This is a genomic window from Microbacterium sp. NPDC096154 (assembly GCF_040302945.1).
Lineage (GTDB): Bacteria > Actinomycetota > Actinomycetes > Actinomycetales > Microbacteriaceae > Microbacterium.
In genome coordinates this window covers 205,788-231,102 of the sequence record NZ_JBEOSM010000005.1, presented here as the reverse complement: position 1 = coordinate 231,102, position 25,315 = coordinate 205,788, and the positions used below count along the sequence as shown (strand labels likewise).

At 71.6% G+C, this 25,315-nt stretch carries 24 protein-coding genes; 22 read left to right on the top strand and 2 right to left on the bottom strand.

All coding sequences use genetic code 11. The features are described 5' to 3' along the window. Positions 1-103: 103 nt before the first annotated feature. From uxaC to ABTW64_RS09235, 21 genes are all read left to right on the top strand, one after another. Positions 104-1,579 carry a glucuronate isomerase gene (gene uxaC / locus ABTW64_RS09335; protein ID WP_350621598.1) on the top strand — a complete coding sequence of 492 codons (1,476 nt, stop codon included), beginning with the start codon at positions 104-106 and terminating at the stop codon, positions 1,577-1,579. Then, on the top strand, positions 1,576-3,165 hold the full coding sequence (locus ABTW64_RS09330; protein WP_350621594.1) for a mannitol dehydrogenase family protein: 1,590 nt from the start codon (positions 1,576-1,578) through the stop codon (positions 3,163-3,165). The genes uxaC and ABTW64_RS09330 overlap by 4 nt, the downstream gene beginning before the upstream one ends. Positions 3,166-3,176: 11 nt before the next feature. Continuing rightward, positions 3,177-4,268, top strand: coding sequence for a mannonate dehydratase (gene uxuA / locus ABTW64_RS09325; RefSeq protein ID WP_350621592.1), 1,092 nt, complete (start codon positions 3,177-3,179; stop codon positions 4,266-4,268). Between the two features lie 198 nt (positions 4,269-4,466). Further along, a complete protein-coding gene (locus ABTW64_RS09320; protein ID WP_350621590.1) occupies positions 4,467-5,546 on the top strand; it encodes a histidinol-phosphate transaminase in 1,080 nt (359 codons plus the stop codon). Positions 5,547-5,673: 127 nt separating this feature from the next. Further along, positions 5,674-6,822, top strand: coding sequence for a thiamine pyrophosphate-dependent dehydrogenase E1 component subunit alpha (locus tag ABTW64_RS09315; protein WP_350621588.1), 1,149 nt, complete (start codon positions 5,674-5,676; stop codon positions 6,820-6,822). A 62-nt stretch (positions 6,823-6,884) separates the two neighbouring features. Beyond that, on the top strand, positions 6,885-7,850 hold the full coding sequence (locus ABTW64_RS09310; protein WP_502892318.1) for an alpha-ketoacid dehydrogenase subunit beta: 966 nt from the start codon (positions 6,885-6,887) through the stop codon (positions 7,848-7,850). A gap of 24 nt (positions 7,851-7,874) precedes the next feature. Further along, on the top strand, positions 7,875-9,203 hold the full coding sequence (locus tag ABTW64_RS09305) for a dihydrolipoamide acetyltransferase family protein (RefSeq protein WP_350621584.1): 1,329 nt from the start codon (positions 7,875-7,877) through the stop codon (positions 9,201-9,203). 75 nt (positions 9,204-9,278) lie between these two features. Then, a complete protein-coding gene (locus ABTW64_RS09300) occupies positions 9,279-10,277 on the top strand; it encodes a metal ABC transporter solute-binding protein, Zn/Mn family (protein ID WP_350621581.1) in 999 nt (332 codons plus the stop codon). Between the two features lie 385 nt (positions 10,278-10,662). Beyond that, positions 10,663-11,478 (top strand): metal ABC transporter ATP-binding protein, encoded by an 816-nt coding sequence (locus ABTW64_RS09295; RefSeq protein WP_350621578.1) that lies wholly within the window; start codon positions 10,663-10,665, stop codon positions 11,476-11,478. Continuing rightward, entirely contained in the window at positions 11,478-12,365 is an 888-nt protein-coding gene (locus ABTW64_RS09290; protein ID WP_350621575.1) for a metal ABC transporter permease, read from the top strand. The genes ABTW64_RS09295 and ABTW64_RS09290 overlap by 1 nt, the downstream gene beginning before the upstream one ends. A gap of 10 nt (positions 12,366-12,375) precedes the next feature. Continuing rightward, positions 12,376-12,771, top strand: a complete 396-nt coding sequence (locus ABTW64_RS09285; protein ID WP_350621573.1) for a Fur family transcriptional regulator — start codon at positions 12,376-12,378, stop codon at positions 12,769-12,771. Beyond that, positions 12,768-13,781: a permease gene (locus ABTW64_RS09280; RefSeq protein ID WP_350621571.1), complete on the top strand. Its 1,014-nt coding sequence runs from the start codon at positions 12,768-12,770 to the stop codon at positions 13,779-13,781. The genes ABTW64_RS09285 and ABTW64_RS09280 overlap by 4 nt, the downstream gene beginning before the upstream one ends. Continuing rightward, the gene (locus ABTW64_RS09275) at positions 13,774-14,598 is read left to right on the top strand and encodes a TIGR03943 family putative permease subunit (RefSeq protein ID WP_350621569.1); all 825 of its coding nucleotides are present in this window, start codon (positions 13,774-13,776) and stop codon (positions 14,596-14,598) included. Before ABTW64_RS09280 ends, ABTW64_RS09275 begins: the two co-directional genes overlap by 8 nt. Next, positions 14,588-16,015 carry a hypothetical protein gene (locus tag ABTW64_RS09270; protein ID WP_350621566.1) on the top strand — a complete coding sequence of 476 codons (1,428 nt, stop codon included), beginning with the start codon at positions 14,588-14,590 and terminating at the stop codon, positions 16,013-16,015. The genes ABTW64_RS09275 and ABTW64_RS09270 overlap by 11 nt, the downstream gene beginning before the upstream one ends. Positions 16,016-16,440: 425 nt before the next feature. After that, entirely contained in the window at positions 16,441-17,100 is a 660-nt protein-coding gene (locus ABTW64_RS09265) for a DNA-3-methyladenine glycosylase (protein WP_350621564.1), read from the top strand. A 204-nt stretch (positions 17,101-17,304) separates the two neighbouring features. Next, complete coding sequence (gene rpmB / locus ABTW64_RS09260; protein WP_055987914.1) at positions 17,305-17,541, top strand: 50S ribosomal protein L28; 237 nt, start codon at positions 17,305-17,307, stop codon at positions 17,539-17,541. Further along, positions 17,541-17,711, top strand: a complete 171-nt coding sequence (rpmG, locus tag ABTW64_RS09255; protein WP_055987916.1) for a 50S ribosomal protein L33 — start codon at positions 17,541-17,543, stop codon at positions 17,709-17,711. Before rpmB ends, rpmG begins: the two co-directional genes overlap by 1 nt. A 2-nt stretch (positions 17,712-17,713) precedes the next feature. Beyond that, on the top strand, positions 17,714-18,019 hold the full coding sequence (gene rpsN / locus ABTW64_RS09250) for a 30S ribosomal protein S14 (protein WP_350621561.1): 306 nt from the start codon (positions 17,714-17,716) through the stop codon (positions 18,017-18,019). Between the two features lie 163 nt (positions 18,020-18,182). Then, entirely contained in the window at positions 18,183-19,535 is a 1,353-nt protein-coding gene (locus ABTW64_RS09245; RefSeq protein WP_350621559.1) for an MFS transporter, read from the top strand. Between the two features lie 68 nt (positions 19,536-19,603). After that, positions 19,604-20,728: an alpha/beta hydrolase gene (locus ABTW64_RS09240; RefSeq protein ID WP_350621556.1), complete on the top strand. Its 1,125-nt coding sequence runs from the start codon at positions 19,604-19,606 to the stop codon at positions 20,726-20,728. Positions 20,729-20,922: 194 nt separating this feature from the next. Next, on the top strand, positions 20,923-21,210 hold the full coding sequence (locus tag ABTW64_RS09235; RefSeq protein ID WP_221858146.1) for an HU family DNA-binding protein: 288 nt from the start codon (positions 20,923-20,925) through the stop codon (positions 21,208-21,210). Between the two features lie 106 nt (positions 21,211-21,316). Here ABTW64_RS09235 and ABTW64_RS09230 read toward each other — a convergent pair whose 3' ends face one another. Then, positions 21,317-21,568, bottom strand: a complete 252-nt coding sequence (locus ABTW64_RS09230; protein WP_350621553.1) for a DUF6458 family protein — start codon at positions 21,566-21,568, stop codon at positions 21,317-21,319. Between the two features lie 164 nt (positions 21,569-21,732). On the opposite strand from ABTW64_RS09230, the gene ABTW64_RS09225 reads away from it, so the two are divergent. Then, positions 21,733-23,709 carry a bifunctional copper resistance protein CopD/cytochrome c oxidase assembly protein gene (locus ABTW64_RS09225; protein WP_350621551.1) on the top strand — a complete coding sequence of 659 codons (1,977 nt, stop codon included), beginning with the start codon at positions 21,733-21,735 and terminating at the stop codon, positions 23,707-23,709. A 415-nt stretch (positions 23,710-24,124) separates the two neighbouring features. Here the strand turns inward: ABTW64_RS09225 and ABTW64_RS09220 are convergent, their stop codons facing one another. Then, positions 24,125-25,243, bottom strand: coding sequence for a hypothetical protein (locus ABTW64_RS09220; RefSeq protein WP_350621549.1), 1,119 nt, complete (start codon positions 25,241-25,243; stop codon positions 24,125-24,127). Positions 25,244-25,315 lie beyond the last annotated feature (72 nt).

Here is a 25,315-nt window from a genome sequence, read left to right as displayed (position 1 = left end):
AGTGCGACGCGCGGTCCATCCGGTACCGTGGTGGTGAAAACAGACCTGTGTTCCGCCTGATGAAACTCGCGGCGGGACCCGAACCCAGAGGCGGCGATCGACGATGACGCTCGACACAGCTCCGCGCGGCGCGACGGCGCCTCGCGCCTTCCTCGGCCCAGACTTCCTGCTCGGCTCCGAGACGGCCCGGCGCCTGTATGCGGCGACGGGCGACGTGCCGATCGTCGACTACCACTGCCACCTGTCGGCGCAGGAGCTGGCCGACGACCGCCGCTTCGCCTCGATCACCGAGGTGTGGCTCGGCGCCGATCACTACAAGTGGCGCCTGATGCGGGGCGCGGGCGTCGATGAGCGCCTCATCACGGGCGACGCGGACGACTGGGACAAGTTCCTGGCCTTCGCCACCGTGCTGGGGCGCGCGATCGGCAACCCGATCCACCACTGGTCGCACCTCGAGCTGCAGCGCTACTTCGGCATCGACGACATTCTGGATGCCGACAGCGCTCGAGACATCTACGACCGCGCCAACGCCAAGCTGCGTCAGCCCGAGTTCAGCGCCCGCGGCCTCGTGCGCGCCAGCGGCGTCGAGGTCATCTGCACGACCGACGACCCGCTCGACGCGCTCCAGCATCACGAGGCGCTCGCCGCGGCCGCCGACTTCGACACCCTCGTCGTGCCGGGCTTCCGGCCCGACGGCGTGCTGCGCATCGAGCGCGACGCGTTCGGACCCTACGTCGAGCGCCTGGCCGCGCTGACCGGATCCGGCCTCGGCGACTTCGAGGGCCTGGTCGCGGCGCTCGCGCAGCGCATCGCCTACTTCGACGAGCGCGGGTGCACCGTGTCGGACCAGTCGCTCGAGATCTTCCCGAAGCGCTCGACGAGCGACGCCGAGGCCGACGTCATCCTGCGCCGCCGGCTGGCGGGCGAGACGCTCACCGCGGACGAGGCGTCCGACTTCCGCTGGGCGCTCCTGCGACGCCTCGCGAAGCTGTACCACGAGCGCGACTGGGTGATGGAGCTGCACATCAACGCGCTGCGCGACGCCAACCCGCGCGCCATGCGCCTGATCGGCCACGACACGGGCTTCGACGCGATCGGCGAGGATCGCCCGATCGAGGCGCTGCGCGAGTTCCTGGGCGAGCTGGAAGACGCCGATGCGCTGCCGCGCACGCTGCTGTTCACGGTCGACGAGGGGCAGAACAAGCAGCTCGCGGTGCTGGCGACGTGCTTCCCCGGCAGCGGCATCGCGGCCAAGGTGCAGCTGGGCAACGCGTGGTGGTTCAACGACACGATCGCGGGCATGGCGGCGCAGATCCGCACGTTCGCCGAGGTCGGCTACCTGCCCGCCGCGGTGGGCATGGTCACCGACTCCCGGTCGTTCCTGTCGTACCCACGGCACGAGTACTTCCGCCGCATCGTGGTCGACATCGTGGCCCAGTGGGTGGAATCCGGCGAGTTCCCGGCGAACGACGCGACGCTCGCCTCCATCCTGCGCGACATCTTCCACGACAACGCGGTGCGCTACTTCCGCTTCGGTGTGCCGCTGGTGGGTTCGGGCGCAGCCGGCGGTGCCGCATGAGCCTCGTGCTGGACGACACCGCCGTCGACCGCCTCGACGCGTTCGAGGCGGCGGGCTTCGGCATCCCGCGGTACGACGTGCGGGCGATGCGCGCCGCCACCGCCGAGCGGCCCGCGTGGGTGCACTTCGGCGCCGGCAACTTCTTCCGCAGCCTGCACGCGGTGGTCGCGCAGCAGCTGCTCGACGCCGGGCACGACACGGGCATCGTCCTGGCCAATCTGCGCGATGCGGCGGTCGTCGAGAACTCGCGCGCGACCGACGACCTGTTCGTCAACGCGGTCATGCGCGAGGACGGGTCGCTCGAGCCGACCGTGATCGCGTCGGTCGCCGAGAGCCACCACCTCGCCCCCGAGTCGGATGAGGGATGGGCCCGGCTGACCGCGGTGTTCGAGAACCCGTCGCTGCAGCTCGTGACCCTCACCGTCACGGAGAAGGGCTACGCGACCGCCCCGGACGACCTCGTGCAGGGGCCCGGCCAGGTGCGGGGCGCGATCCCCGCGCTCGCGTCGCTGCTGCTCGCGCGCTTCGCTGCGGGCGCGGCGCCGGTGGCGCTGGTCAGCACCGACAACTTCTCCGACAACGGCGACCGCCTCGCCTCCGCCCTGCGCGGCGTCGCCGAGGTCTGGATCGCGGCGGGACAGGCGCCCCCCGAGTTCGGCGTCTACCTCGCGGGCCCGTCGGTCGCCTACCCGTCGACCATGGTCGACCGCATCACGCCGGCGCCGTCGGCCGCGGTGGGGGAGGCCCTCGCCGCGCTCGGTCTCCAGGGCACCGAGCTCCACGAGCGCGGGTCCGGCGGGCCGCTCGCCGCCTTCTCGAACACCGAGGCGGTGAGCTACCTCGTGCTGGAGGATGCGTTCCCGAACGGCCGGCCGCCGTTCGAGCGCTCGTCGGTCGTGCTGGGCGACCGCGAGACCGTGGCCCGCGCCGACCGCATGAAAGTCTGCACGTGCCTCAACCCCCTGCACACCGCGATGGCCGTGACCGGATGCCTGCTGGGCTTCACCCGCATCGCCGACATGATGCAGGACGCGGACATCCGTCGCCTCGTGGTGGGCGTGGGCGCGGTCGAGGGGCTGCCGGTCGTCGACACCCCGGCGGGCATGGACCCGAAGGCGTTCCTCCGCGAGGTCATCGAGAGGCGTCTGCCCAATCCGGGCCTGCCCGACGCGCCGCAGCGCATCGCGGCCGACACCTCGCAGAAGGTCGGCATCCGGTTCGGCGAGACGATCCGCCGGCACGTCGCGGCCGGATCCGCGCAGTCGCTCACCTGGATCCCGTTCGCGATCGCCGCATGGATCCGGTACCTGCTGGCCATCGACGACCGGGGTGAGCCCTTCGAGCGCAGCCCCGATCCGCTGCTGGAGCAGCTCGACGAGCGGCTCGCGCCGGCATCCGGCAGGGGAGTGCGGTTCGGGGAGCCGCGCACGGCCACGGCCGCGCGCGAGCTTCTGGCCGACGCGTCGATCTTCGGCGTCGACCTCGTGGCCGCCGGGGTCGCCCCCACGGTGATCGCGCACCTCAGCACGCTTCTCCACGGGCCCGGCGCCGTCCGCGCGGCCCTCTACGCCCTCGCTCACTCGTAAGGAATCCGACTATGAGAATGTCCTTCCGCTGGTTCGGCGCCCAGGACGACCCGATCCCGCTGCAGCACATCCGGCAGATCCCCGGTGTCCGCGACGTCGTCGGCGCGCTGTACGACGTGCCGGTCGGCGAGGTCTGGCCCGAGGACAAGATCGGGGCCCTGAAGAAGCAGGTCGAGGACGCGGGACTCGCGCTCGAGGTCATCGAGTCGGTCAACATCCACGACGACATCAAGATCGGCCTGCCCTCGCGCGATCGGTACATCGACAACTACCGCGAGACCATCCGCCGCCTGGGCGCGGTCGGCATCTCGGTCATCTGCTACAACTTCATGCCGGTGTTCGACTGGCTGCGCACCGAGCTCTGGTACGAGCTGCCCGATGGCTCGCAGACCATGCAGTACGACCGCTCGGTGTCGGAGGCCATCACGCCCGAGGGGCTGCTGGAGCAGTACGCCAACGAGACCTCGGGCCTCGCGCTGCCGGGCTGGGAGCCCGAGCGGCTCGCCGACCTGCGCACCCTGTTCGCCAAGTACGACGGCGTCGACGCCGGCGTGCTGCGCGAGAACCTCAAGTACTTCCTCGAGGCGATCATCCCCGTCTGCGAGGAGGTCGGCATCTCGATGGCGATCCACCCGGACGACCCGCCGCATCCGCTGTTCGGCCTGCCGCGCGTGGTGTCGAACCGCGACGACCTGCGCTGGATCGTCGACGCGGTCGACAGCCCGAACAACGGCCTCACGCTGTGCACCGGCAGCCTCGGGGCCAACCCCGACAACAGCGTCGTCGACATCGTGAAGGAGTTCGCCGGCGAGGGTCGCGTGCCGTTCGCGCACATCCGCAACATCCGCTGGCAGGACACGGGGCGGTTCTACGAGTCGGCTCACCTGTCGTCGGAGGGCTCGCTCGACCTGTACGACATCGTGAAGGCCTTCCACGACGCGGGCTTCGACGGCTTCATCCGTCCGGATCACGGGCGCATGATCTGGGGCGAGACCGGGCGCCCGGGCTACGGCCTGTTCGACCGCGCCCTCGGCGCCAGCTACCTGGCCGGCCTGTGGGAGGCCGTCGACAAGGGCAGTTCGCTTCCTCGCGTCGCGGGGTAGTGCAACGTGAGTGCGCGATCGCTCGCGCCCACGCTTCGCGCGGGCACTCTCGATCGCGGGCTGTCGCTGGCGCTCCATCCGGGAAGGGAAGGTCGCGTATTCGAGGCGGTCGGCAGTCGCTGCGCTCCACGCACGCTTCGCTCGCAACGGGGTGTGAGCGGGAGGGACGCGCGAGTGACGCTCAATAGACTGACCACTATGACGTCGCACGAGCCGGTTCTGCCGCGCATCCGCCCCGAGATCGCCGCCCTCCCGCCCTACAAGCAGGGCCGCCCGGCCGACCCGAACGGCTTCAAGCTGTCGAGCAACGAGAACCCGTTCGAGCCGCTGCCCGGCGTGGTCGAGGCGGCGCGGGCCGCCGCTGATTTCAACCGGTACCCCGATGCGACGGCGGCCGCCCTGCGTGAGGCGCTCGGCGCAAAGTACGGGGTCGACCCGGAGGCCGTGCTGGTCGGCGCCGGCAGCGTGTCGCTGCTGCAGGCCTTCATCCAGGCGGCCGCGTCGGTGGGCGACGAGGTGCTCTACTCGTGGCGCTCGTTCGAGGCCTACCCGGGCCTGGCGCTCATCGCCGGCGCGAGCAGCGTGCAGGTGCCCAACCTGCCCGACGGCCGCCATGACCTCGACGCGATGGCCGCCGCCGTCACCGCGCGCACGCGGGTCATCCTGCTGTGCACCCCCAACAACCCGACCGGCCCGATCATCACGAGTGCCGAGTTCGCCGCCTTCGTGGCGAAGGTGCCGGCCGACGTGCTGATCCTGCTCGACGAGGCGTACGCCGAGTTCGTGCGGGATGACAGCGCGGTCGACGGCCTGGCCGAGCGCGTGTTCGAGAAGCACCCGAACGTGGTCGTGCTGCGCACGTTCTCGAAGGCATACGGTCTTGCGGCGCTGCGCGTCGGCTACGCGATCGGCCACCCGAGGGTGCTCGACGCCGGTCGCAGCACCGTCACGCCGCTGTCGGTCACGGCGACGGCCGTAGCTGCCGCGGTCGCCAGCCTGGCGCACCAGGTCGCGCTCGACGAGCGGGTCGACGAGCTCGTCGCGCGGCGCTCGGCGCTGGTCGAGGGGCTGCGCGACGCCGGATGGGACGTGCCGGATGCGCAGGGCAACTTCGTCTGGCTACCCGCGTCCGAGCAGCTCGACGCGACGACGGTCGCCGCGGCCTTCGACGCGGCGGGCATCATCGTGCGGCCGTTCCCCGAGGGTGTGCGCATCTCGATCGGCGAGCACGAGTCGGTCGAGAAGGTGCTCGGCATCGCCCGGTCGCTGCGCGCCTGACCTGACCCGCCGCCGCCCGAGCATGGGTGGCGGCGCATGCGACTGTGGGGATCGTCCTAGCAATCCGCCGATCCGTTGTGTCGAGTCTTCCCTCGGTCGGACGCCGCCCCACGGATAGCGTGGAGTGGTGACTTCGCCAGGCGCCTTCCCGCAAGATCCTGAGATCGACACGACCGTGCGCATCCTGTCGGCCGACGGCACCATCGCCGCGTCCGAGGCGGCCGAGCGGTATCTGCCGATCGTCGAGGCGCTGAGCGACGCCGAGCTCGAGCAGTTCTATCGCGACATGACGGTCATCCGCGCGTTCGACCGCCAGGCCACGCTGCTGCAGCGCCAGGGGCAGCTCGCGCTGTGGCCGCCGTCGCTGGGCCAGGAGGCTGCGCAGGTCGGCTCGGCTCGTGCCGCCCGCGCTCAGGACCACATCTTCCCGTCGTACCGCGAGCACGTCGTGTGCCGGATCCGCGGTGTCGACCCCGTCGACATCATCAAGCTGATGCGCGGCACGAGCCATGGCGGCTGGGACCCGACGGATCCCAAGAACGGCAACACGCACATCTACACCCTCGTGCTCGGCTCGCAGACGCTGCACGCCACGGGCTACGCCATGGGCATCGCGTTCGACGGACGACACGGTTCGGGCGACCTCGACAAGGATGAGGCCGTGGTCGTCTACTACGGCGACGGGGCGTCCAGCCAGGGCGACGTGCACGAGGCCATGGTGTTCGCGGTGAGCTACCAGACGCCGCAGGTGTTCTTCCTGCAGAACAACCACTGGGCCATCTCCGTGCCCGTGTCGACCCAGTCGCCCGTGCCGCTGGCCGACCGGGCCCGGGGCTACGGCATGCCGAGCATCCGGGTCGACGGCAACGACGTGCTCGCCAGCTACGCGGTCTCGAAGCTCGCGCTCGACGAGGCGCGCGGCGGCGCCGGTCCGCGCGCGATCGAGGCCGTCACGTACCGGATGGGCGCCCACACCACGAGCGACGACCCCACGAAGTACCGCACGAGCGACGAGGAGCAGTCGTGGATCGCGCGCGATCCGATCGCCCGGATGCGCGCGTACCTCGAGGGTCGCGGCGCCTCGGAGGCGTTCTTCGCCGACGTCGACGCCGAGGCGGCAGCGGTCGCGGCGGATGCCCGCACCCGCACCACGCAGCTGGAGGCTCCGTCGCGCGACTCGATGTTCGCGCACGTGTACTCGGAGCCGCATCCCCTCATGGACGAGCAGCGTCGCTGGCTCGCCGACTACGAGGCGTCGTTCGAGGAGGGCGCATGAGCGTGACCGAGACCCAGACCCAGGCCCAGACCGGGGCACCCGCCGAGCCTGCCCTGCAGACGATGACCTTCGCCAAGGCGATGAACGCGGGCCTGCGCGCGGCCATGGCCGACAGCGACCGCGTGCTGCTGATGGGCGAGGACATCGGCCGCCTCGGCGGAGTGTTCCGCGTGACCGAGGGCCTGCAGGCCGAGTTCGGCGATCGCCGCGTGCTCGACACGCCGCTGGCCGAGTCGGGCCTCGTCGGAACGGCGATCGGCCTCGCGATGAGCGGCTTCCGCCCCGTGGTCGAGATCCAGTTCGACGGGTTCGTGTTCCCCGCGTTCGACCAGATCACCACGCAGCTCGCCAAGCTGACCAATCGGCACGAGGGAGCGATCTCGCTGCCCGTGGTCATCCGGATCCCGTACGGCGGGCACATCGGCGCCGTCGAGCACCACCAGGAGAGTCCCGAGGCGTACTTCACGCACACCGCCGGACTGCGCGTGGTCAGCCCGTCGACGCCGAACGACGCGTACTGGATGATCCAGGATGCGATCTCGTCGAAGGACCCGGTGATCTTCCTCGAGCCCAAGTCGAAGTACTGGCACAAGGGCGAGGTCGACACGTCGGCCCGCGCGCTGCCGCTGCATGCCAGCCGGATCGTGCGCAAGGGCACCGATGTGACGCTGGTGGGCCACGGTGCGATGGTCACGACGCTGCTGCAGGCGGCGGCGCTGGCCGAGGCCGAGGGGACGAGCTGCGAGGTCGTCGACCTGCGCTCGCTCTCGCCGATCGACTACGGCCCGATCCTCGACTCGGTGCGCTCGACCGGACGCGTCGTGGTCGCGCAGGAGGCACCAGGCAACACCAGCGTCGGCAGCGAGATCGCGGCCACGATCGCCGAGCGCGCGTTCTACTCGCTCGAGGCGCCCGTGCTGCGGGTCTCGGGCTTCGACGTGCCGTTCCCCGCGGCCAAGCTCGAGGGCGTGTACCTGCCCGACGCCGACCGCGTGCTCGAAGCGGTCGATCGCGCCCTGGCCTACTGACCCCCGGAAGTTAAGGATCGGATCATGCAGACCTTCCACCTCCCCGACGTCGGCGAAGGCCTGACCGAGGCCGAGATCGTCTCGTGGCACGTCGCCCCCGGCGACTCGGTCGCGGTCGACGACGTGATCGCCGAGATCGAGACCGCCAAGTCGCTGGTCGAGCTGCCGTCCCCGTTCGCGGGCACGGTCGGCGAGCTGCTGGTCTCGGAGGGTGACACGGTGAACGTGGGCGCCCCGATCATCACGGTCGTCGGGGCGGATGCCGCTGCCGACGCCGCGACGGATGCGCACGAGCCCACCGGCCCCGGGCAGCACGCGGAGCCCGAGGCGGGCGGGTCGGTGCTGGTCGGCTACGGCACGGGAGGCGAGGCCAAGACGCGCCGCCGCAAGAAGCCCGAGAAGCCGGTCGCCTCGGCCGTGGGCGTGATCGCGAAGCCGCCGATCCGCAAGCTGGCGCGCGACCTGGGGGTCGACCTGTCGGAGGTGCGTCCGTCCGGCGCCGCCGGAGAGGTGACGCGCGACGACGTCGTCAAGCACGCCGAGCAGGCCAGCGTGTTCCGCAACATCTCGACCCCGGAGCGCCCCGCGGTGCGCGAGGAGGAGATCCCCGTTCCGCCCAAGCCCCACGCGCCGGCGCCCGACGACGCGCGCATCGAGGCCATCCCGGTCAAGGGCGTGCGCAAGGCCACCGCCACCGCCATGGTCGGCTCGGCGTACTCGGCGCCCCATGTGTCGGTGTGGACCGATGTCGACGCCACGCGCACGATGGAGTTCGTCAAGCGGCTGAAGGCCTCGCCCGACTTCGCCGACGTGAAGATCTCGCCCCTGCTGATCGTCGCCCGCGCCGTGCTGTGGGCCGTGCGCCGCACGCCCATGATCAACTCGGCATGGGTCGATGGCGACGGCGACGAGGGCGCCAAGATCCACGTGCGCCACTACGTGAACCTCGGCATCGCGGCGGCCACCCCGCGCGGCCTGCTCGTGCCCAACATCAAGGACGCGCAGGACCTGTCGATGCGCGACCTCGCCCGGGCGCTCGAGCGCCTCACCGTGACCGCGCGCGAAGGCAAGACCACGCCGGCCGACCAGCAGGGCGGCACCATCACGATCACCAACATCGGCGTGTTCGGGATGGACGCCGGCACCCCGATCATCAACCCCGGAGAGTCGGCGATCGTCGCGATGGGCGCCATCCGGCAGAAGCCCTGGGTCGTGGACGGCGAGGTGCGCCCCCGCTGGGTGACCACGGTTTCGGGCTCGTTCGACCACCGCGTGGTCGACGGCGACGGCATCAGCCGCTTCCTCGCCGACGTCGCGGCCGTGCTGGAGGAGCCCGCGCTGCTGCTCGACTGAGCGCGCGGCGGACGGCTCACCGTCGCGTCGCCTGCGAGTTGAGAACGATTCTCATTTACGTGTAGAGTCGGGGACATGATCCCCCGTCGACTGCTGCCCGTGTCCGTTCTCGCCGCCTCCGGCCTCGCTCTCGCGGGCTGCGCCGGTGGTGCCGGTGAAGCCGACGGTGGCTCTGCGGATGCGGCGCCGATCGTGGCGTCGACCAACGTGTACGCCTCGCTCGCGCAGGCCCTGGTCGGCGACGCGACCGACGTGGCGGCGGTGATCGACGACGCCACCCAGGATCCGCACGCGTACGAGGCGAGCGCCCGCGACCGGCTCGCGGTGCAGGACGCCGACCTCGTCATCCTGAACGGCGGTGGCTATGACCCGTTCATGGAGGAGCTCGTCGGGGAGGGCGCCGCCGTGATCACGGCGGTCGAGTACGCGCATGACTTCCCGGGCAACGCCGGGCACGAGCACGAGGGTGAAGAGGCGCACGCGGATGAGGAGGAGCACGACCACGCCGAAGGCGAGGGTCACGAGGGCCACGACCACATCGAGGGCTTCAACGAGCACGTCTGGTACGACGCGCACACCATGATCCACGTGGTCGAGGCCCTCGCCGAGGAGATCGGGCACGAGCTGCCCGACCTCGTCGATCCGGCCGAGCTCGCGGCGAACCGCGACGCGCTCGTCGCCGAGCTGGAGGGCATCGAGGCGCGACTCGAGGCCCTGGCTCCCGACCACGAGGGCGAGGGGGTGTTCCTCACCGAGCCGATCGGCGGCTATCTGGCTGTACCCGTGGGACTGAAGGATGTGACGCCCGAGGGCTTCGCCGAGTCGGTGGAGGAGGGGCAGGATGTCGCTCCCGCGACGCTGCTCGACGCGACGCGCGTGCTGGAATCGGGTGATGTCGCGGTCGTCCTGGCGAACGCTCAGACGGGTGGCGGCGAGACCGAGCGGGTGATCTCGACGGCCGAGGCCCAGGGCGTGCCGGTCGTCGAGCTGAGCGAGCTGCTGACGGGCGATCAGACCTACGTCCAGTGGATGACCGCCAATGTCGACGCGCTCGAGGCCGCGCTCGCAGGCTGACGCTCCCGCCCGAGTGCACACCAACGTGCGTGTGCACTCGGCTGGCGGGCCCCGGGTCTCGAGTGCACACCAATGTGCGTGTGCGCTCGGCTGGCGGGCCCGGGTTTCGGGTGCACACCAATGTGCGTGTGCGCTCGGCTGGCGTGCCCCGGGTCTCGGGTGCACACCAATGTGCGTGTGCACTCGGCTGGCGGGCCCGGGTTTCGGGTGCACACCAATGTGCGTGTGCACTCGGCTGGCGCGCCCCGGGTCTCGCGTGCACACCAATGTGCGTGTGCGCTCGGCTGGCGTGCCCCGGGTGCCCAGTGCACACGAATATTGGTGTGTACAGGAAGCTGCCCCGCAGGGCGAGAACGATTATCACTAGCCGCTTAGACTGGACGACATGCCCTCCACGCCTGTGCTCGAGATCTCGGGCGCCGCGCTGCGGCTGCGCGGGCGCGAGCTGTGGGCGGGGCTCGACCTCACGGTGCGGGCGGGGGAGTTCGTCGCCGTGCTCGGGCCGAGCGGGTCGGGCAAGACCACGCTGCTGCGGGCCATCCTGGGGCTGCAGCAGCTGAGCGCGGGCGACATCCGCGTCGGCGGCGCACCGGCGCGCCGCGGCGACCGCCGCATCGGGTACATCCCGCAGCAGCGACCCCTGCCCCCGGGCACGAGCCTGCGCGCCCGCGACCTGGTGGCCCTCGGCATCCAGGGCCCCCGCTTCGGCCTGCCGATCCCGCGGCGCGGCGATCGCGCCCGTGTCGACGAGCTGCTCGCCGGCGTGGGAGCCTCGGCGTACGCCGATCGGCCCGTCGGGCTTCTCAGCGGCGGCGAGCAGCAGCGCCTGCGCGTCGCCCAGGCGCTGGCCGACGAGCCCGCGCTGCTGCTCTGCGACGAGCCGCTGTCGAGCCTCGACCTCGCCAACCAGCAGGCCGTCACCGCGATCATCGAACGCGAGCGACGCGAGCAGGATGCGGCCGTGCTGTTCGTGACGCACGATGTGAACCCGATCCTGGATCAGGTCGACCGCATCCTGTACATCGCGGGCGGCCGGTTCACGCTGGGCACGCCCGACGAGGTGCTGCGCTCCGAGGTGCTGACCGACCTCTACGGCGCTCCGGTGCACGTGCTGCACGCGGGCGGCAGGCTCGTGGTCGTCGGCATCCCGGACGCTGAGCCGCATCACGCGCACGATCACGAGGCGGAGGCGATCCTGTGATGGTGCCCGCGCTCGACTGGAGCGACGTCTTCTCGTTCGACGACTACGGCGCCCTGCTGCAGCTGGTGGCGAACTCCGTCATCGCCGGCGCGGCGCTGGGCATCGTGGGCGGCCTGATCGGCGTGTTCATCATGCAGCGCGACATGGCGTTCGCGGTGCACGGCGTGAGCGAGCTGTCGTTCGCGGGCGCCGCTGCGGCGCTGCTGTTCGGCGGAAGCGTGGTCGTCGGGTCGCTCGCCGGCGCGTTGGCCGCGGCCGCGCTGATCGGCCTGCTGGGCGCCCGCGCGCGCGACCGCAACTCGATCGTCGGCGTGCTCATGCCGTTCGGACTGGGCCTCGGCATCCTGTTCCTGTCGCTCTACGAGGGGCGCAGCGCCAACCGGTTCAGCCTGCTGACGGGTCAGATCGTGTCGGTGTCGAGCCCCGATCTCGGATGGCTCATCGGCATCTCGCTGGTGGTGCTGGTCGGCCTGCTGGTGGTGTGGAACCCCCTGCGCTTCGACTCGCTCGACGCACAGTCGGCCGCCGCACGCGGCGTGCCCACGGGGTTCGTGAGCCTCGTGTTCATGCTGCTGCTCGGGCTCATCGTGGCGGTGGCGGTGCACATCATCGGCGCCCTGCTCGTCATGGCGCTGCTCGTGACGCCGGCCGCGGCGGCCATGCGCGTGAGCCACGGCCCTCTCGCGGTGCCGCTGCTGGCGGCCGTGTTCGGCTTCGTCTCGGCGGTCGGCGGCATCCTGCTCGCGATCGCGGGCACGCTGCCGGTGAGCCCGTACATCACCACGATCTCCTTCCTGATCTACGTGGTGTGCCGCGTGATCGCATGGCGACGCGACCGCGCGCTGCACGGCGAGGGCGCCCAGGTCGCGCCGAGCCTCGCTGGCTAGACTCGCCGGCATGGTGCAACGCAACACGTGGCAGCGGGAGCGCGTGCGTGACGCGCTCGCCGATGCGCGCGGCTTCGTGAGCGCGCAGAGCCTGCACGCGGCGCTGCGCGACGAGAACACCGGCATCGGCCTGGCCACGGTCTACCGCGCGCTGGCCGGCCTGGCGGCCTCGGGCGAGGCCGACTCGCTCCAGAGCCCCGAGGGCGAGGCGCTCTACCGCGCCTGCTCGATGGAGGGGCACCACCATCACCTGATCTGCCGCTCCTGCGGGCTCGCCGTCGAGATCGAGGCCACGGCCGTCGAGCAGTGGGCGCGCGAGACCGCGGCGAAGCACGGCTTCCGCGACGCCGAGCACGTGGTCGACATCTTCGGCCTGTGCGAGGCCTGCGCGGCTGAGAAGGCATGACGCAGACCGCAACGACCGTGCGGCGTCCGGGGTCCCGGCTGATCGCGGGACTCGCCGTCGGCGTGGCCGCAGTCGCGGTGCTCGTGGCGCTCGACGTCTTCGCGCCGGCCCTGTTCCCGCAGGCTCTTCCGACGCGCGTGCAGGATGGGCTGACGCTCGCCCTGAGCGTGCTCATCGAGTCGCTGCCCTTCGTGATGCTCGGCGTCATCCTGTCGATCGCGGTGCAGGTCTGGCTGCCGGCGGGTGTGATCGAGCGGTTCATGCCCCGGCGGGCATGGGCCCGGCGCGCGGTGCTGTCGCTGCTCGGGATGCTCATCCCGGTGTGCGAGTGCGGCAACGTGCCCTTCGCGCGCGGGCTGCTGATGCGCGGCGTCTCGCCGGCGGAGACGCTGACGTTCCTGGTGGCGGCGCCCATCGTGAACCCCATCGTCATCATCACGACGCACGCGGCGTTCGGATGGGACGGCGGCATCCTGATCGCGCGGATCGTCGGCGGCTGGCTGATCGCCAACCTGATCGGCTGGATCTACAGCCGCCACCCAGACCCGGCATCGCTGCTCACGGGCCGGTTCCTCGACACGTGCGAGGTCGTCGCGCACGAGACGGGCGGGCGCGGCCGCCGCAGCATCGCGCAGTTCGTGGTCGAGCTGCGCGCCGTGATGCCGGCGCTGATCATCGGTTCCGCCATCGCGGGGGCCGTGCAGGTGATCGTGCCGCGTGATGCCCTGCTGGCGATCGGGTCGAATCCGGTGCTCTCGATCGTGGCGATGACGGCCCTGGCCATGACCGTGGCGATCTGCTCGAATGTCGACGCGTTCTTCGCGCTGTCGTTCGCCTCGACGTTCTCGCCCGGGTCTCTTGTCGTGTTCCTGCTGGTGGGGCCGCTCGTCGACGTGAAGATGCTCGCCCTGATGCGCACGACCTTCACCACGCGCACGCTCGCGGGCATCGTCGCGGTCGTGCTGCTCGCGGCCTTCGGGATCGGGATCGGGGTGAACCTGGTTGTCTAACTCCTGGGGCTCGGTGGGCACGCGCTGGCTCGGCGCGGGCCTGGCCGCCGTGCTCGCGGTCGTGACGCTCGGCCTGGCCGCGACCGGCCGCCTCGCGCTCTACATCAACCCGGATCAGGCGTGGTTCGCGGTCGGGATGGCCGTGCTCGCGCTCGTGGGAGCGGTCGCGTCGTTCCTGCTGCCGCTCGGCGCCGAAGCCGACCACGGGCACGACCACGGGCACGACCACGGGCACGAGACGCCTGAGCCGGCTCGGTCCGTCGCGCGCGCGGAGCGGGCGAAGCGGGCGGAGCCGCACCGCGCCCTGCCGCTCGGCGCGATCGCCGCCGCGACCGGCGGCACGCTCGCGTCCGCGGTGGCGGTGGCGGCGCTCGTCCTGCCGCCGGCGTCGCTGTCGGTCGACCTCGCGATGGCGCGAGACACCGGCACGGCGCCGCTGTTCGCGGGCGCCGACGAGGTGCTGCTGGCGTCGACCGACACGAGCGACTTCGGCGTGGGCGACTGGGCGTCGGTGTTCTCGACCGCCACGAGCCCCGACGCCTACGAGGGCACGCGCGTCACACTGACGGGCTTCGTGACGCCCGACGAGACCGACGACCAGACCCTCCGCCTCGGCCGCCTGGTCATCACCCACTGCGTGATCGACGCGCAGCCGGCCTCCCTGCCGGTCGTGTCGCCCGACTGGCAGGATGCGCTCGACGTCGGCGGGTGGATCGAGGTCGAAGGCGTCGTGACGACCGACGCCTCGGGCGCCCTCGTGATCGAGCCGAGCGGCATCTCGCCCGTCGCCCCGCCGGATGACCCGTATGAGTACTGACGTCTCGCGCGTGCGTGACCGCCGGGGCCGCGATCGCGCGAGCCTGCGGAGATTCGCGGTCGCGCTGCTCGGCGTGCTGGCGGGGCTGGCGGTGCTGGGCGGAGCGGGCGCGGCCGTGAGCCTGGCGCAGGGGCCGCGCGTGAGCGAGGTGCAGGTCGACCCGGCGGTGGCCGTCGAGGTGGCGGGCTCGCGGGTCATCCTGACCGCGAACCAGGCCCTGTCGCAGATCGATCCCGACCAGGTCACCGTGACGCCGTCGGCGCCGTTCACGCTCGACGCCGTGGGGCGCAGCGTGGGCGTGCGGTTCACCGTGCCACTCGACGACGACACCGAATACACCGTGCGGGTCGAGGGGGCCCAGTCGGTCGGCGGCGGCCCCGCGGCCACACTGGAGGCGACGTTCCGCACGCCGCCCGCCGAGGTCTTCCTGCTGCAGCGCGATCCACAGGGCGACGACACGATCTTCCGGTCGACGCTCGACGGCGAGAACGCCGTGCCGGTCTACGCGCATCCGGTGATCGAGGACTTCCGGGCCACGTCGACCCGGCTCGTCGTGGCGACGTCCGAGGGCGACGTGTCGGCGCTGCACGTGATGGACCGCGACGGATCGGACGTGCAGGATGTCGCCCTGCCGGGCGAGGGCATCGTGCAGTCGCTGCAGGTGTCGCAGCGCGGCGACCTGGTCGGGTACACGTACTCCGACCCGGGCGGGCAGGGGTACGCGAGCGTGCTGTTCACGTCGCGGCTGCGCGAGCCGTCGGCCGAGCCGAAGCCGATCGAGGTCGGCGGGGAGGCCGTCAGCGTCGACCGCTGGCGCTTCGTGCCCGATTCGTCGTCGCTGCTGATGATCGACTTCGCCGGCGAGCTCATCCTGACGGATCCGACGAGCGACGCCGACCCGACGCTGTTCGGCGGCGCCCTCACGATCGACGCGATCGCCCGCGGCACGTACACGGCGATCGTCGAGCGGGTCGAGCAGGGCATCCGGCAGATCGACCTGACCACGGGTGAGGAGTCGGCGCTGGTCGAGCCCGATCGCGATCTGGGCGTGCCGGGGGCCGTGGTGCCGGTGCCGGAGGGGGCCGAGGGGCGCGCGGGCACCGTGCGCCGGTTCCAGGAGATGATCGATGCGGCCACGCCGGGCCGGCAGGTGCTGGCGCACGTCGCCGAGGACGGCGCGACCCGTGAGCTGTTCGAGGTCGGGCCGCAGGATGCGCTGCTGCAGGCATGCGTGTCGCCGAGCGGCCGGTACGTGGCTGCCCTGGTCGCGCCCGACATCATCGACAACCCGTACGATCTCGGCACCCAGCCCGTGCCGCGCGAGCTCGAGACGCACATCGTCGAGACCGACACCGGCGAGGCGGTCTCGGTGCTGCAGGGCTTCGACATCAGCTGGTGCACGACCGGTCCGTGGTGAGACGGCGACCGGGGTCCGTCGACCGCCAGGGCATACGTGACGTCTGTGGCCCTCTGGCGGCATTCCCTAACCTCGGGGGCAGATCGGCGGGACGGGCCCGCCGCCTCTGAAAGGAAAGACAGATGGACCTTCTCGGCCTTCTCTCGCCTGTTCTCGATCTGCTCGCCGGTCTCCTCGGCGGCCTGGGCATTCCGCTGCCCGGGCTCCCTGAGCTCCCCATCTGAGCGACGCTCTGACGGCCCGCACCGACGTGGGCTCTCCCGCACGGGGCGGGATCCGGTCATCCGGATCCCGCCCCGTCGTCGTGTGCCCGTCGTCGTGTGCCCGTCGTCGTGTGCCCGTCGTCGTGTGCCCGTCGTCGTGTGCCCGTCGTCGTGTGCCCGTCGTCGTGTGCCGCTCGTCCTGTGCCGGGGCAGACTGGTGGGATGCCGCATCGCCCCGCCCGCCGCGAAGAGCTCTCGGGCCTGCCCGTCGACGTCGCGCCACGGCTGCTCGGCGGCCTGCTCGAGACATCGCTGCCCGACGGCGACGTGGCGGTGCGCATCACCGAGGTCGAGGCGTACCACGGGCGGGGGTCGGGCGAGGTCGCGGATCCCGGATCGCACGCGCGCATGGGGCCCACCGCGCGCAACGCCACGATGTGGGGCGAGGCCGGGCACCTGTACGTCTATCTGAGCCACGGCATCCATTCGTGCGTCAACGTCGTGTGCGGTCCCGTCGGCCGCGGCGACGGCATCCTGCTGCGCGCCGGTGAGATCGTGCGTGGGGCCGACGTCGCGCGTCGGCGACGGGAGGCGAAGGGCGTGGCACGCACGGATCGCGACCTCGCGCGGGGGCCCGGGCGGCTGGGCGACGCCGTGGGGCTGCGCCACGCGCTGCACGACGGCATCGACGCGATCACGGGCGAGCCGCTCGCCGGCGCGGTCGCGCGGCTGCACCTGCTCGACGAGCCCCTGATGGATGTCGCCACGGGACCGCGGGTCGGGGTCGCGGGGATCGCGGGCACGTCGGCCTACCCGTGGCGGTTCTGGATCCCGGGCGACCCGACCGTCTCGCCGTTCCGCCCCGGCCGAGGGGCTCTCTAGCCGGAGGGATGGTGCCCCTCGCGCGCGGACGCCGAAGTGAGCGACACGCCCGAGTGTGCTAGGCTAGGCGATTGTCTGCGTGCACTCCTGTGCGCAGTTCGTACATCCCCCCTCGAACACAGCCCGCAAGGGTCGGCGGGGCGTGTGCAGACAAGAGACCTTGGGTGGAGTCGTCCGACTCCACGGTATTGAAGGAGAATCACCATGGCTGCTGTGTGCCAGGTGACCGGTGCCGTTCCCGGCTTCGGTCACAACATCTCGCACTCGCACCGCCGGACGAAGCGACGCTTCGACCCGAACGTGCAGAAGAAGACCTACTTCGTTCCCTCGCTGGGTCGCAAGATCACGCTGAACGTGTCGGCTAAGGGCATCAAGGTCATCGACGCCCGCGGCATCGAGTCGGTCGTCAAGGACCTGATCGCGAAGGGTGTGAAGCTCTAATGGCCAAGAAGGCTCAGGACATCCGTCCGATCATCAAGCTGCGTTCGACGGCGGGCACGGGTTACACCTACGTGACCAAGAAGAACCGCCGCAACACCCCCGACCGCCTCGTGCTCAAGAAGTACGACCCGGTGGTCCGCAAGCACGTCGACTTCCGCGAGGAGCGTTAATCATGGCCAAGAAGAGCAAGATCGCTCGCAACGAGCAGCGCAAGGAGATCGTCGCCCGCTACGCCGAGAAGCGCGCGACCCTCAAGAAGCAGCTCATCGACCCCAACGCGACCGACGAGGAGCGCGAGGCCGCTCGCGTGGGCCTGCAGAAGCTGCCCCGCAACGCTTCGCCGGTGCGCGTGCGCTCGCGCGACGTCATCGACGGCCGTCCCCGCGGTGTCCTCACGAAGTTCGGCATCTCGCGCGTCCGCTTCCGCGACATGGCGCACCGTGGCGAGCTGCCCGGCGTGACCAAGTCGAGCTGGTAAGCACCTGCGTCTGAAGGGGCGAGGATCCATCCGGATCCTCGCCCCTTCCGCATTGTCGGCCGAAGATCTCTCGATACCTATACCCAGAGGCTATGCACATAGGTATAGTGACGTCGACGCACTGCCGCGTTCCATCCGAGTGACCGACGAAGGCTGCCCAGATATGACGGAGACCACCCCTCGCCCCCTGTCCGCCGCGGGCCTGCGAGACCACCTCGAGCGCGCACCGATGTCCGCCTACCAGTGGACGATCGTCGCGGCCGCCGTGCTCATGAACGCGCTCGACGGCTTCGACGTCGCCGCGATGTCGTTCGTGTCGGCCCGCGTCGAAGAGGAGTTCGGCCTCAGCGGCACCGTGCTGGGAGTGGTGATCAGCGCCACGCTGGTCGGCATGGCTCTGGGGTCGGTGGCGCTCGGCCGCGTCGCCGACATCATCGGCCGTCGCATCACGGTGCTTTCGTCGGTCGCGCTCGCGACCGCCGGCATGTATCTCGCCGCGACCGCGCAGGATGTGGTGCAGCTCGGCGTATGGCGGGTGCTCACCGGCCTCGGCGTCGGCGGCATCCTGACGAGCATCACGGTCATCACCGCGGAGTACTCGTCGAAGCGCTGGCGCGGTCTGGCGATCGGGATCTACACGGCCGGCTACGGCGTGGGCGCCACGCTCGGCGGTCTGGCCGCCGTGGGCCTGCAGGAGAGCGTGGGCTGGCGCGGCGTGTTCCTCGCCGGCGCCATCGCGAGCACCGTGCTGCTGGCCGCGCTGATCTTCCTGCTGCCCGAGTCGGTGCACTTCCTGCAGCTGCGCGGCGGCGCCCGTGCCGACCAGGCACTGCGACGCATCGCCGCCAAGGTGGGCTTCGACGGCGCCGGGGCCCCGGCGGAGGCGCACGACGAGACGTCGCGATCCGCGCGCAAGGCCGGGCTGGGCGGCGTCTTCTCACGTGGCACGCTCACCGCGACCGTGCTGCTGTGGGTGGCGTTCTTCACCGTGATGTTCGCGTTCTACTTCGTGAACTCGTGGACACCGCGCCTCATGGTGGAGGCCGGCATGACCGTCGACCAGGGCGTGGTGGTCGGCATGGCGCTCGCCCTCGGCGGTGCCGTCGGCTCGGTGCTCTACGGGGCCCTGGCGGCGCGCGTGCAGCGGGAGCGGCTGCTGCTGGCGTTCCTCGTGCTCACCGCGATCTTCATCGTGGTGTTCGTGCTGTCGACCGCCGTGCTCGCGCTCGCACTCGTGCTGGGCGTGCTGGTCGGGCTGCTCGTCAATGGCTGCGTCGCCGGCCTGTACACGGTGGCGCCCACGCGCTACGCCACGGCGGTGCGCGCCACCGGCGTGGGCGCGGCCCTCGGCGTCGGCCGCGCGGGGGCCATCCTGGCGCCCATCGCGGCGGGGGCACTGCTCGACGCGGGATGGAGCAACGTGGCGCTCTATTCCACCGCGGCGGTGCTGCTCGCGGTGGGGGCGGTGGCCATCCTGGTGCTGGCGCGTCGTCCGGCGGTGGAAGAGGCGCGGTGACCGCCGCAGCGGGCGGGGGCCGCGGCCTCGGCGTTCCGCGGACGGCGGCGCGTTCCTAGGATCGGACCATGCCGCTCGATCCGTTCTTCGCCGACCGCCTGCAGCGTCAGCGGAGGTACATGATCACGCAGGCCCTCGAAGGCCTGAAGCGCCAACTCGGGTGGCCGTGGTTCATGCGGCCCGCCGAGGAGGGCGCCGTGAAGACCGCGCCGGCCGCCGAGAAGGGGCGTGCCCGGGCGGCTGCCCAGGCCGAGGTGGCGCGCAAGGCGGTCGAGCACCGTCCTCGCCCGAGCAAGCGTCGCGCTGAGCATCGCCGTATCGCGCTCTCCTGGGATCGCGAGGAGCTGCGCAAGGTGGGCACGCCGGGCCCTCGGGTGCACACGGTCGAGCATGTGGTTCCCGTACCAGGGCAGCCCGACGTGCGCCTGCGCATCTACTATCCGACGATCGGCGGGCGACCGGATGAGCCGGTGCCCGCGGCGCTGGCGTTCTTCGGAGGCGCGTTCCGCATCGGCGGCATCGACTATCCGACCACGGATGCCGCCAACCGGCGGCGGGCCGCCGATGCGGGCGTCGCGATGATCGCGGTCGACTACGCCCTCGCGCCCGAGTATCCCTACCCCACGCCCGTGGAGCAGGGGCAGGCGGCGCTGGAGTGGGTCGTCGCGCACGCTGACGACCTCGGCATCGACGCGGGCCGCGTCGGGGTCGCGGGCAACTCTGCCGGCGGCAACATCGCCGCCGCCGTGGCGCTCGTCAACCGCGACCGCTCCGGGCCGCCGCTGCGGCTGCAGCTGCTCGAGGTGCCCGTGGTCGACCTGACCGGCCGCCACATCGACCTGCGGGCGACGCGCGCCCTGGGCATCCCCAGCTTCATCGTGGCGCGCGAGCTGAGGTCCGTCGCGCGCACCTATCTGCGGCACCGACGGCAGGCCCGGGAGCCGTACGCGTCGCCCATCCGGACGGAGTCGCTGGCGGGACTGCCGCCCACGGTCATCCTGACCGCGCAGTACGACCCCCTGCGCGGCGACGGCGAGGCGTACGGCGCCGCCCTGCGCGAGGCCGGCGTCGACGCCAGCGTCGTGCAGTACCTGGGGGTGACGCACGACACCTCGATCTTCACCGGAGTGCTCGCCTCGGCCCGCCGCTGGCACGCCGACGTGGTGGCCGCGTTGCGCCAACTGCACGACTGAAACGGGTCACATCCGTCACATTCGTCACACGCGAGGCCGACACGCCGCCCGAATCGCCCGAAGAACCGCAAGAATCCGCGGAATTCCGGGCCTGGTTGATACATTCGAGGCGCGGTCGAACGATCGCCCGGGGGCATCCGTCTCCGGTCCATTGATCACGTTGCGGCGCACCCGGTGCGCCGCTGGAGGATGACATGGCCGACAAGTCCATCACCAAGACCGAGCTCGTCGCGAGCATCGCCAGCGCGACCGGTCAGAGCCAGGCCGCCGTCTCGGGCGTTCTCGACGCCCTGTTCACCACGGTTTCCGAGTCCGTCGCCAAGGGCGCGAAGGTCTCGATCCCCGGCTGGATCGCCTTCGAGCAGGTCGAGACGGCCGCCCGCACGGGCCGCAACCCCCAGACCGGCGCCGAGATCAAGATCCCGGCCGGCAAGCGCGTCAAGGTGACCGCGGGCTCGAAGCTCAAGGCCGCCGCCAAGTAAGCAGCGACACAGAAGAAGGGGATGCCTCCACGAGGAGGCATCCCCTTCTTCTGTGTCCGGGGCCTCTGTTCAGAGGCTGCCGCGTCGGGCTTCCGTGTCGGAGGGATCAGTAGGGGTCGACGTCGGTGCGACGCTCCGTCACGTGCTGCGACGTGCCGGCATCACCCACCGTGCGGGTGCGCTCGACCGCCGAGCGGCGGCGGGTCATCAGCACCAGGCCGATGATGAACACGACCAGCCCGGCCCCCATCAGCAGGTAGCCGATGAAGTCGTCATTGACCGCCGGGATGTCCAGTTCCAAGCCGAACGCCAGGATGGCACCCAGCACGAAGAGCACTACTCCGGTTCCCATACTCATGGCCGTCACGCTAGGGGCCGTCGCCGCACCGGTCACCGGGGTTGACATTTCTCGCCCCACCATCTTCGCGCGGGGCCCCGCGGCGTGATGCCGCGGCGTGATGCCGCCGCTCGACGACGTCCGCTCCCAGCCGGGGCCCGGGCACCAGCGCCTAGGCTGGACGGGTGAATCCGCGCGCGCTGCGGGCCGCAGGGCCCGTCATCCTGGTCGCCGCGGCGGTGCTCACAGCGCTCGGGGCCCTCGCCTACGGCGGCGCCGCCGACCCGCTCGCGGCGGGCGATCCCGGCCCGTTCGTGCGCTGGGGGCTGCCGCTGGCGAAACTCGTCGTCAACCTCTCCGCGGCGGTCATGGCCGGCTCGCTCGTGCTCGCGCTGTTCGCGCTCAAGGCGGGGGAGCGCGAGTTCGACGGCGCTCTCGACGTCGCCTCGATCGGCGCGGCGGTGTTCACGGTCTCCTCCGGCGCGGTCGGCTTCCTGACGTTCCTCGACTCGTTCAACCCGCAGCTGTCGGCCGGTCCGGAGTTCGGTGCCCAGCTGGGCACCTTCCTCACCGAGGTCGAACTGGGGCGCACCTGGCTCATCACCACGATCGCCGCGGCGGTCGTGACCATCCTGGCGTTCGCGATCCGGTCGTGGCTCGCGACGCTGTTCACCGCGATCCTGGCTCTCGCGTCGCTCATCCCCATGGCCACGCAGGGGCACTCGGGCGAGCTGGCCAGCCACAACGCCACGGTCACGGCCATGAGCCTGCACGTCGTGGGCGCCGCCGTCTGGCTCGGCGGCCTCGTGCTGCTGGTGGCGCTGCGTCCGGTGCTGCCCGAGCGCGGGCTGCCGCGCGTTCTGGCGCGATACTCCTCGCTCGCGCTGGTCGCGTTCGTCGTCGTGGCGCTGTCGGGCTTCGCGCGCTCGCTCGCGTCGATCAGCGACTGGGGCCAGCTCGCCTCGCCGTACGGCGGCATCCTGTGCCTCAAGGTCGTCGCCCTGGTATGCATGGGCCTCCTCGGAGCCTGGTACCGGCAGCGGCTGATCGGCCGCGTCGCGACGGCCGCCGGCGCCGTCCGCTCGTTCTGGACGCTGATCGCCGTGGAGCTGGCCTTCATGGGCGTCGCGTCGGGCGCGGCCGCCGCCCTCGCCCGCACGGCTCCTCCCTTCACCGAGGTGCCGTATTCGTCGACGCCGGCCGAGATCCTCACCGACGAGCCGCTGCCGCCGGAGCTCACGCTCGAGCGCTGGTTCACGGCGTGGGATGTCGACCTGCTGTGGGCGTTCGTCGCCGGCTTCGGCGTCTTCTTCTACATCGCGGGCGTCGTGCGGCTGCGCCGTCGCGGCGACCGCTGGCCGCTCTACCGCACGGTGCTGTGGGTGCTGGGCATGCTGCTTCTGGTCTGGGTGACCAGCGGCCCGGCCAACGCGTACGGCGACTACCTGTTCAGCGTGCACATGCTCGGTCACATGCTGCTGACCATGGCCATCCCGCTGCTGCTGGTGCCCGGCGCGCCCATCACGCTCGCCCTGCGCGCCGTCGAGAAGCGCGACGACGGCACGCGCGGCGGCCGCGAGTGGATCATGTGGGCCGTGCACAGCCCGTTCGCGCGCGTCATCACCCATCCGCTGGTCGCGGCGGGCATCTACGTCGGGTCGCTGTGGGTGTTCTACTTCACCGACCTGTTCCGGTGGTCGCTGTACGACCACCTCGGGCACGTGTGGATGGTCACGCACTTCCTCATCTCGGGCTTCCTGTTCGTCACCACGCTCGTGGGCATCGATCCCATTCCGTACCGGATGCCCCATTCGGCGCGCCTGGTGACGCTCATCGCGGCCGCCGCCATCCACGCGTTCTTCGGCGTCGCGCTCATGATGCAGTCGGGGCTGATGGTGGCCGAGTGGTTCGGCGCGATGGGCCGCACGTGGGGTCCCACCCCGCTCGAGGACCAGTACATCGGCGCGGGCATCGCGTGGTCGGTCGGAGAGATCCCGACGCTCATCACCGCGATCGTCGTGGCGATCCAGTGGAGCCGCAGCGACGAGCGTCAGCAGCGTCGCGCCGACCGCCACGCCGATCGCACCGACGACGCCGAGCTCGAGGCCTACAACGCCCGCCTCGCCCGCATCGCCGAGCGCGACGCCGCCGCCGGGCGCTGAGGCCGTGGTCCCGTGTCGGGCTTCGACTAGCGCCGGGCGCGGTCGCTAGCGTCGCCGACAGCAGTCAATGCGCCGGGCGCTAGTCAACGCCCCGGACGCCGGGTCGCCCTGGCGCCGGGCCACCCTGGCGCCGGGTCGCCCGAGGGCCGGATGGGCCCGGCGCCGGGGCGGGCGGGCGTGGGTGGGCGGACGCCGAGCGCGGTTGCCGCGGGCGCGCGTGGGCGTGCGTCAGCGCCGCGGGCGCGCGTGGGGTGCGGGCTTCGACTAGCGTCGGGCGCGGTCGCTAGCGTCGCCGACAGCAGTCAATGCGCCGGGCGCTAGTCAACGCCTCGGGCGCCGGGTCGCCTGGCGCCGCGCCGCGCGGGTCGCCCGGGCCGCGCGGGCCGGGGCGGGCGTCGGCGCAGCGCGGCGGGCGTCAGCGCAGCGCCGGGCTGCCGACCAGAATCGAGGCCGTGCCGTCGGGCAGGATGTCGACGGTCCCGTCGATCACGAACGGCACGTCCTCGCTGAGCTGGTACACCACGCCGTTGCTGATCTGCACCATCTGCGCCTCGAGGTGCGCGGTGCCGGTCGCGGGCGCGATCCCCCAGTACGCGCCCTGCGGCACGATCTGGATGTCGGGCTCGCGGACGATGCTCCACTGGGGCAGGCTGTCCCAGAGCCGGTCGGCGGGCATCAGGCCGAACGGGCATCCGGTGGGCTGCAGCACCTGCTGCTCCGCGCAGCTGGCCAGGAACGACTCGACCTTGTCCTGCACCACGTCGGCGAAGGCCTGTGTCGGCTGGGCCTGGATGTCGAGAGGCACGCTGTGCAGGCCGGCGTCGGCCAGGACATGCGTCTCGTCGGCCTCCGCCACCGCGGTGTCGACGCCCACGCTGTACAGGCCGGGCGAGAACACGAGCAGCGACACCGGATCCAGCGGGTCGGCCGCGGCGCCGTCGGGCGACACCTGGCGCTTGTCGATCTCGAAGTCGTTGACCGAGAACTGCATCGAGCCGCGCACCGTCACCTGGATGGCGGCGAGAGGGCTGCTCTCGAACGCCCACCGCGGCACGAGCCCCTCGGTGCCGTCGCGCACCACGCGGAACGTGCTCTCGCCCGCCGTGCCGTCCACCCGGTAGGACGCCGTCACCTCGACCGCACCGTCGACCTCGCGCTCCTCGGCGATCTCGACATCGGTCAGGTCGAACGTCAGGGCCGCGCTGCGCAGCAGGGCGTCCGACGAGGTGCCCGGCAGCTGTGCGGCCTCGAGGTCGGCGCTGTCGAGCGTGACGCCCGGTACCGCGAGGGCGGAGGCGGCGTCGCCGTCGGCGAGCATGCCGATGTAGCGCTCGACGAACGCGCTCGGGCCCCAGAACTGGCGGTGCAGCGAGGCGAAGCCCGCCCAGATGGCGGCGGCCAGCAGCACGCCGATCAGTCCGAGCAGCACCAGGTCGCGCCGCAGCTGCCGCGACGACGCGTCACGCGGGGCGGGGGCCGCACCGCTGTCGCGGATCGCCGCCGTCGGCGCGTCGCTCGCGGTGGCCTGATCCATTTCGCCAGTCTACGAAAGCCCGCTCCGGATGATCCTGGGCGCGGCGGGCGCGCGCCATCCTGATCCGGCGCG